Here is a 7388-nt window from a genome sequence, read left to right on the forward strand (position 1 = left end):
GAAATCTCACTGTCAGGCCGCCTCCCTCCCGTCGTCGACGCCTATCCGCCCCAGCCTTGCCGGGCGAACCTCACCCACGCCAGCCGCCCCGCGAACGGAGCCCGACGCCGCGGCCTGGCATGGCCGAACCTCGCCATGCCAGCCACCTCCCGCCGCTCCGAAGCCGCCCCGCGGCCAGGCGAGGCCGAACCTCAGACCGCCAGCCATCGCACACTCCGAAGCCTCCCCGCGAACAGAGCCGACACCACGCCCAGGCACGCCGAACCTCAGCCCGAATCCTGGCCGAGATCCTGACCGGCAGCCCGCAGCTGCTCGTCCAGCCTGCCGCGCAACGTGCGCAGCACCCGCAGGGTCGCTTCCAGGTCGCCGATCGGAATGGCGTCGGCCAGTTCGGTGGCCCACCGCTCCTCGATCGGCTCCAGTTCGTCGAGCAGATGCTTGGCCCGGGCAGTGAGGTGCACCAGCGGAGCGCGCCGGTCCCGCGGATTCGGCCCGACCTCGACCATTTCCTCGGCCTGCAGCCGGGCGACCGTCTGCTGCACGGCCTGCCGGCGCAGTCCGCGTTCCCTGGCCAGATGCGCCACCGTCTCCGGACCGTCGAGCAGCAGGCCCAGCACCTGCCACCGGGCCGACGTCAGCCCGACCTTCGCCGCCATCGCGTCCCCGGTGCGGACGAACCGGCCGTTGACCGCGAAGGTCTCGACGACGATGTCGTCGAGGAGCCGTCCGGCCGGCGTGAGCTCGTGCATGTCCCGACCATAGCTCATCCGCGCCCAAAAGCCGACAAGAGCTTGTCAAGTTCGCCCGTCCTCGCTACCGTCGAGAATGACAAGAGCTTGTCAATCAGCAGACGAGCTCGACAGGCCCCGGGCACGGCGCGGGGCACGTCCCCGGGCCATGGCCCCCGACCCGAAATCAGGAAGCAATGACGGATCCGGCACACAACGTCGACCAGGCCGCCGCGGCTCCGGTCCCCGGCGGGTTCACTCATCGGCAGATCCTCACCGCACTGTCCGGTCTGCTCCTGGCCATCCTGCTCGGAGCGCTGGACCAGACCATCGTGGCCACCGCGATGCGGACGATCGCCGACCAGCTGCACGGCGAAACCGTTCAGGCGTGGGCGACCACGGGCTATCTGATCGCCTCCACTGTCGCGATGCCGCTCTACGGCAAGCTTTCCGACCTCTACGGCCGCAAACCGCTGTACATGAGTGCCATCGCGGTCTTCGTGCTCGGTTCGATCGGGTGCGTGCTCGCCGATTCGATGGTGCTGCTGTCACTGGCCAGGGTCGTCCAGGGCCTCGGCGGAGCAGGGCTGATGTCGTTGCCCACAGCCATCATCGGCGACATGGCTCCGCTTCGCGACCGCGCCCGCTACTTCACCTATTCCACCGTGGTCTGGGTGGCGGCCAGCGTGATCGGCCCGCTCGTCGGCGGCGCTTTCGCGGGCACCGCGACGATCCTGGGGATCAGCGGATGGCGCTGGGCCTTCCTGATCAATATTCCGCTGGGGCTGCTCGCGCTGTTCACCGTGCACAAATCGCTGAAGCTGCGGCATCAGCGGGTCGAGCAGCGGATCGACTACGGCGGATCGCTGGCGCTGGCGCTGGGCATCGTCCCGCTGCTGATCGTGGCGGAGCAGGGGCTGGACTGGGGCTGGACGTCGGGCCTGTCGGTCGCTCTTTACGGCGTCGCCGCCGCCGGCCTGATCGCGTTCGTGCTGTGGGAGCGGCGGATGGGCGTCGCGGGCATCCTTCCGCTGCGGCTGTTCCGGCGAGGCGGCATCACGTTGTGCGTAGCGGTGGCTTTCACCGTCGGCGTCGGCATGTTCGGCACCATCACGATTCTCCCGCTCTATCTGCAGCTCGTGCACGGAATGAGCCCGACCTCAGCGGGCCTGATGATCATCCCGTTCATGGGCGGCGCGGTGGTCTCGCAGGGCAGCGCCGGCGTCATCATCAAGGCCACCGGCCGGTTCAAGCCGCTGGCGCTGGCCGGGCTCGGCTCGATGGCGGCCGGGCTGCTGGGCATGTCCTTTTCCGGGCCGGCCACGCCGCTGTGGGCGACGATCCTGCTGGTCGCCTGGATCGGTCTCGGCATCGGCATCGCCATCACCGTGATCACCCTGGCGGCGCAGAACTCCGCGCCGGAAAGCGAAATGGGCGTGGCCAACGCCTCGGCGAGCATGTTCCGCCAGCTGGGCGCGAGCTGCGGGATCGCCGCGCTGCTGACCGTGCTGTTCGCCGTCACCTCGTCCCGGCTGAGCGAGCTGCTGAACAGCGGCGACAACGCTTTCCGGCAAGCCCTGCAGGATCCGGTCGTGCTGAGCAACCCGGCGAACAGCAAACTGCGCGACCTCGCGCAGGCCGGCGGCGGCAACGGGATCAACCTGAACGACATGTCGTTCCTGCACGACCTCGACCCGCGGCTGTCCCGTCCGCTGGTGGACGCCTTCGCGAGCGGCTGCCACTGGATGTTCCTCACCGCAAGCATCGTGCTCTGGATCGGGTTCCTGATGACCTGGTTCCTCCGGGAACTGCGGCCGGACACCCCGCTCGAACCGGTGGACGACGAGTACTGATCCCCTTTCGCGGCAACGGGAACCGGCCGGATTCGACTCCGTCTCGAACCGCGCGCCCTACGGTTGCGGACCGAGTCTTCCTCCGTGCGCGGCAGAAATCCGCCGGTCCCGCCGAGGGACCGGGGCGCGAAGCCGGGCACCGTCCACAGTCAGGAGCGGCCGAAATGATCGGTGAACTTCCGCAGTTTCCGTGGGACGCCATCGCCGCGCACCGCAAGCGAGCGCTGGAGCATCCGGACGGAATCGTCAACCTCGCCCTCGGCGAGCCCGTCGACCCGGTGCCGGAGCTGATCCAGCAGGCGCTGCGGGCGGCGGCCGACGCCCCCGGCTACCCGCCGAGCGAAGGCATTCCGGAGCTGCGCGAGGCGGCGGCGGTCTGGCTGGCGCGCAGGCACGGCGTGACGGTCGACCCCGGCGCGGTCATCGCCGCCGCCGGGACCAAGGAACTGATCGCCTGGCTGCCCACGATGGCCGGGGTCCTGCCCGAGGACGTGATCGCGCTGCCGGAATTGTGCTTCCCCACCTACGAGGTGAGCGCGCGGCTGGCGTGCGCGACCGCGGTGCCCGCGCCGACGCCGATGGCGATCGCCGGCAAGGCGCCGCGCGTCGTCTGGCTCAACTCCCCGTCCAACCCGGACGGCCGGGTGCTTTCCGCAGGCCAGCTGCGGGAAATCGTGGCCTGGGCACGGGAGCACGGAAGCCTCGTGGTCAACGACGAGTGCTATCTGGAGTACGGCTGGGACTGCCAGCCCACCTCCATCCTGGCCCCGGAGGTGTGCGGGGGCAGTCACGAGGGACTGGTCGCCGTGCACTCGCTGTCCAAACGATCCAATCTGGCCGGTTACCGGGCCGGCTTCGCCGCCGGAGACCCGAAAGTGATCTCGAAGCTGCTTTCGGTGCGAAAACAGGCCGGCCACGTCGTCCCGGCTCCGGTGCAGGCCGCGATGATCGCGGCGCTGAACGACGACGAGCACGTGACCGGGCAGCGCGCGCGGTACCGCCGCCGGCGCGACCGGTTGCGGTCCGCCCTCGAATCGGCGGGATTCCGGATCGAGGGCTCCCGGGCGTCGCTGTTTCTCTGGGCCACCCGGGACCAGGCGTGCTGGACCACCCTCAAGGAACTGGCGGAGCTCGGAATTCTGGTCGCCCCCGGCGAATTCTACGGGCAGGCCGGTGCACGGCACGTCCGCATCGCGTTCACCGCGACGGACGAACGCATCGAGTCGGCCGTCGAACGAATCAGGGGCAACTGGCCCGGGCCCGCACCGTCATGAAGCAGCGGACAAGGAGCACCCATGCAACGACACTGGTCTGACGACCCTGCCGAGGAAATGAGCTACGAGATCCACGGCCAGCTGTTCGGCGGCTTCACCGGGCAGGTGATCCGCGCCTTCGCCGACCTGCGCGTGGCCGATCTGCTGGACACCGGCCCGGCCTCGGTGCCGCAGCTGTGCCGCGCCATCGGCGCCGACGAAAACGCACTGTCGAGCTTTCTGTCGGTCTGCGTCTCCCTGAACCTGGTCCAGGCGGACGAGGACGGGCTGCTCGCGGTGACCGACCGCGGCCGGCTGCTCGCCTCCGACGCCTTCGACGCGAAACTCGCCCGGTTCCTGGCCTCCCCCGGGGCGAACCGGAGGTTCGAGCAGATCGCCGATCTGGTCCGGACCCGCGAGCCGGCGGACTCCCCTGCCGACGCGGGGATTTATCCCTACCTCGCCGAGGACAGCGCGGCGCAGGCGGCGTTCGTCGACCTGATGGGTGAGTTCTCCGCCGGGTGCGCACCGGATCTGCTCTCGTGCTACGACTTCTCCCGGCACGACCGGATCGTCGACGTGGGCGGCGGCAACGGGACCTTGCTCAGCCACATCCTGCGCGCCGCGCCGCAGGCGACCGGAGTTCTCTACGAACAGCCGGGGGTGCTCGATCTGGCGAGGTCCTCGGTCGATCCGCGGATCGCCGAGCGGATCGAGTTCACCGCCGGGAACTTCCTGGACAAAGTCCCGCCCGACGGCGACCTCTACCTTCTCAAGAGCGTGCTCTGCGACTGGGACGACCGGGAAGCCGGGCAGATCCTGGCGAACTGCCACCAGGCCGCGCCCCCGGGAAGTACTCTCCTGGTCGTCGACTGGTCCTGCCCCGCCCGCCCGCCGGCGGGGATCTCGACCGACGAGACGGTATTCCGCAATCTCTTCCTGCGCAGCATTTTCGGCGGCAGGCTGCGTTCGCTGTACGAATTCCGCACCATCGTCACGGAGGCCGGTTTCGACCTCACTCAGGTGCTTCCCGAGTTCTCGACCGGATCTTCGTTCGGTCCGCCGAGTCCGTGGAATCTCATCGTCGCGCGACGGTGACCCCCGCCGCCGCCCTGGCCGCGCCCGAGCGGGACGCGGCCAGGACGGTCCGGTCCGGTCGCACACCGGGCAAGGACCGCCGGGAGTGCACCGCGGTCAGTCCTCCGTCCGGTCGTCCGGCGCGGTCGCTTCGAACAACGCGATCGAGCCGTGCACCCGGATCCGGTAGTCGGCGAATCTGGCGGCCAACTCTGCCTCCAGCCCGTCCAGTGAATCCTCGGCGTTGCTCATCGAGCCGTCTTCGTTGAAGGACTGCAGCGCTTTCACTGCCAGCCTGCCGTGCCGCACGCCGCGACCCAGCACCGTCGAACCGAAGACCCGTCCGCCGGGCCGGACGCAGGACAGCACGTGGTCGATCGCGGTCGCCTTGTGCGGCATCCCGCCGGGCAGGCAGTGCAGCAGCAGGTTCAACCCGGCCGAGTCGAACCGCTCCGGGCCGAGTTCCAGCGGGGCCAGCACATTCCGCCGGTACAGCGCCGGAGCGTACCGCCGGATCCGGCGGCCCGCGGTGCGCAACACGTTCTCGTTGAGGTCCACCAGCGCCACCCGCGGCTCCCGCACCGGGAACCAGCAGCGGTCCAGGAAGAATCCCGTACCCGGTCCCAGATCGAGATGCCGGGCGCCCACGTTGCGGTCGTAGAGCCGCAGCATGATCCCGCGCGGGCAGCGCCACACCGCCGAGCAGACGCACCCGAGCACCCACTGGTCGTAGACGCTCAGCAGAAATCCGCCGTATCCGGCCGCACCGGCGCGCACGTCCTCCGGCACGTCCGGATCGGCGACCCCGTCCCGGATCACCTTTTCCGCCATGCGCATTTCCTCCGCATCCGGTTCAGAAGCCGGCGAGTTTCTCGGCGTACTCCTTCGTCAGGCGCAGGTTGCCCGTGCTGTTGGCACTGAGCACCCGGCGCAGGTACCGGCGGGCGCCCTCGACAGTCATCCCCTCGCCCAGCAGGTGCAGCCCGTCCGGCCGGATCGTCGCGGTGTGCCGCGACGTCACGACGACGCCCTCGCGCGTCTCGGTGAACGCCCAGTGCCCGGTGTGCGCGGTCATCGTCTTGGGCGGCTGGATCTGCTTGTAGCCGATCTTGCGCCGCGGCAGGCAGACCCGCACCGACCGGGTGGCGTGGCGGGACCCGTCCGCGGAGAGAGTGTCCATGTCGAAGAACTGGATGTTCTCGACTTTCTCGGTCATGTCCAGCCGGGTCACGTGCGGGATCCGGCCCGGCCATTTGTCCGCCTCGTACAGGTAGGCGTAGGCGTCCTCCACCGAGCCGGCGACGAACAGCGGATCGTCGAAGGAAACGGTCAGCTCCTGCAACTCGTCGCGGTGCTCCGCGGCGTATTTCAGCGTCGCCAGGTATCCGGCGGCCCCTCGGCGCATGGCTGCCAGGCTCGTGGCGGCCAGCTCCTCGTCCGGCTCGGACAACGCGAACTCGTGGTACATCCGCACCACCGTGCCGCCGTCGCTCTGCGGTTCGATGATCCACCCTCCGCCGGCTTCGGCGAACGGCGGTTCCGCGGGCTGATGGGCGAAGGTGATCCGGTCCTCGTCGTAGAGCCTGCGGCGCAGCCGGCGCACCCGCACCTCGTCGTCGCCCGCCAGCGTCCACTGCTGGACCAGATCGCCTTCCTGGTCGCGGCAGAGCACCTCGGCGTGCACCGCGGGCGGGTGCAGCTGGACCCAGCCCTCGACGTCGGTGATCAGGCCGCGCACGACCCCGGCCGGTGCGGCCACCCGGATGCGCTCCTCCGTGGTGTGCCTCGTGTGTGTCAACACTGATCAAGTCCCTTCGTCGGCGGAGACGTCGCCCCACCACGGTCGAGGTGGTCTTTGGAGCGCCGATCGAGCACGGCTCGACCTCGCGGCGGGCGGCCCGTGCTCCACGGCGGCTCCATCGCGGATCGACCGGCGCGTGGCACGGTCGCTGCGCGCGCGGGCGCCAAGCCAGCGGAAGGAGATCGCCGTGCCGACCCAGACCGACCAGCAATCCGAGGAAATCGCGTTCGACCGGCTCTACGCCGAAGTGCAGCAGTTCTACGCCCGGCACATGCACCTGCTGGACTCCGGTGCCGCCCGGGAATGGGCGGAAACGTTCACCGAGGACGCCTTGTTCCACCTGCCGTCCCGTTCGCAGCCGGTGCGGGGAAGGGCGGCACTGGCGTCCAATGTGGCCAAAGCAGTCGGAGAGATGGCGGCGGCGGGCGAGGTGCAACGGCACTGGCACGGAATGGTCGCTGTCACGCCGCGCGCTGACGGTGCCGTGCACGTCCGTTGCTACGCACTAGTGTTCAGCACCCATCGCGGCGGCACACCGCAGCTGTACCGAACCTGTGTCTGCGAGGACGAACTGGTGCGAGTGGACGGTCAGCTGCTGGTGAGCGAACGCCGGGTCACCCGAGACGACTTGCCCTGACCCGTTTCGCGCCGCCGGGCCGGACGGTCTGCCCCGTCC

General features: G+C 69.6%; 7 protein-coding genes. 4 read left to right on the forward strand and 3 right to left on the reverse strand.

The window, feature by feature from the left end:
• Positions 1-266: 266 nt before the first annotated feature.
• The gene (locus tag ACWGIC_RS36560) at positions 267-749 is read right to left on the reverse strand and encodes a MarR family winged helix-turn-helix transcriptional regulator (protein ID WP_452080507.1); all 483 of its coding nucleotides are present in this window, start codon (positions 747-749) and stop codon (positions 267-269) included.
• A 176-nt stretch (positions 750-925) separates the two neighbouring features.
• Between ACWGIC_RS36560 and ACWGIC_RS36565 the strand changes: the two genes are divergently transcribed.
• The 3 genes from ACWGIC_RS36565 to ACWGIC_RS36575 all read left to right on the forward strand — a co-directional run bounded on the left by ACWGIC_RS36565 (position 926) and on the right by ACWGIC_RS36575 (position 4932).
• Complete coding sequence (locus tag ACWGIC_RS36565) at positions 926-2581, forward strand: MDR family MFS transporter (RefSeq protein WP_452080508.1); 1656 nt, start codon at positions 926-928, stop codon at positions 2579-2581.
• A 164-nt stretch (positions 2582-2745) separates the two neighbouring features.
• Positions 2746-3855, forward strand: a complete 1110-nt coding sequence (dapC, locus tag ACWGIC_RS36570) for a succinyldiaminopimelate transaminase (RefSeq protein WP_452080509.1) — start codon at positions 2746-2748, stop codon at positions 3853-3855.
• 21 nt (positions 3856-3876) lie between these two features.
• On the forward strand, positions 3877-4932 hold the full coding sequence (locus ACWGIC_RS36575) for a methyltransferase (RefSeq protein ID WP_452080510.1): 1056 nt from the start codon (positions 3877-3879) through the stop codon (positions 4930-4932).
• A 96-nt stretch (positions 4933-5028) separates the two neighbouring features.
• Here the strand turns inward: ACWGIC_RS36575 and ACWGIC_RS36580 are convergent, their stop codons facing one another.
• Together ACWGIC_RS36580 and ACWGIC_RS36585 are read right to left on the reverse strand one after the other, a co-directional pair.
• Positions 5029-5742 carry a class I SAM-dependent methyltransferase gene (locus ACWGIC_RS36580; protein ID WP_452080511.1) on the reverse strand — a complete coding sequence of 238 codons (714 nt, stop codon included), beginning with the start codon at positions 5740-5742 and terminating at the stop codon, positions 5029-5031.
• A gap of 22 nt (positions 5743-5764) precedes the next feature.
• Positions 5765-6712, reverse strand: a complete 948-nt coding sequence (locus ACWGIC_RS36585; RefSeq protein WP_452080512.1) for an aromatase/cyclase — start codon at positions 6710-6712, stop codon at positions 5765-5767.
• Positions 6713-6899: 187 nt separating this feature from the next.
• Here ACWGIC_RS36585 and ACWGIC_RS36590 point away from each other — a divergent pair, with 187 nt between their 5' ends.
• The gene (locus ACWGIC_RS36590) at positions 6900-7349 is read left to right on the forward strand and encodes a nuclear transport factor 2 family protein (RefSeq protein WP_452080513.1); all 450 of its coding nucleotides are present in this window, start codon (positions 6900-6902) and stop codon (positions 7347-7349) included.
• The last annotated feature ends 39 nt before the right edge of the window (positions 7350-7388 follow it).

It is taken from the genome of Amycolatopsis sp. NPDC054798 (assembly GCF_053611505.1).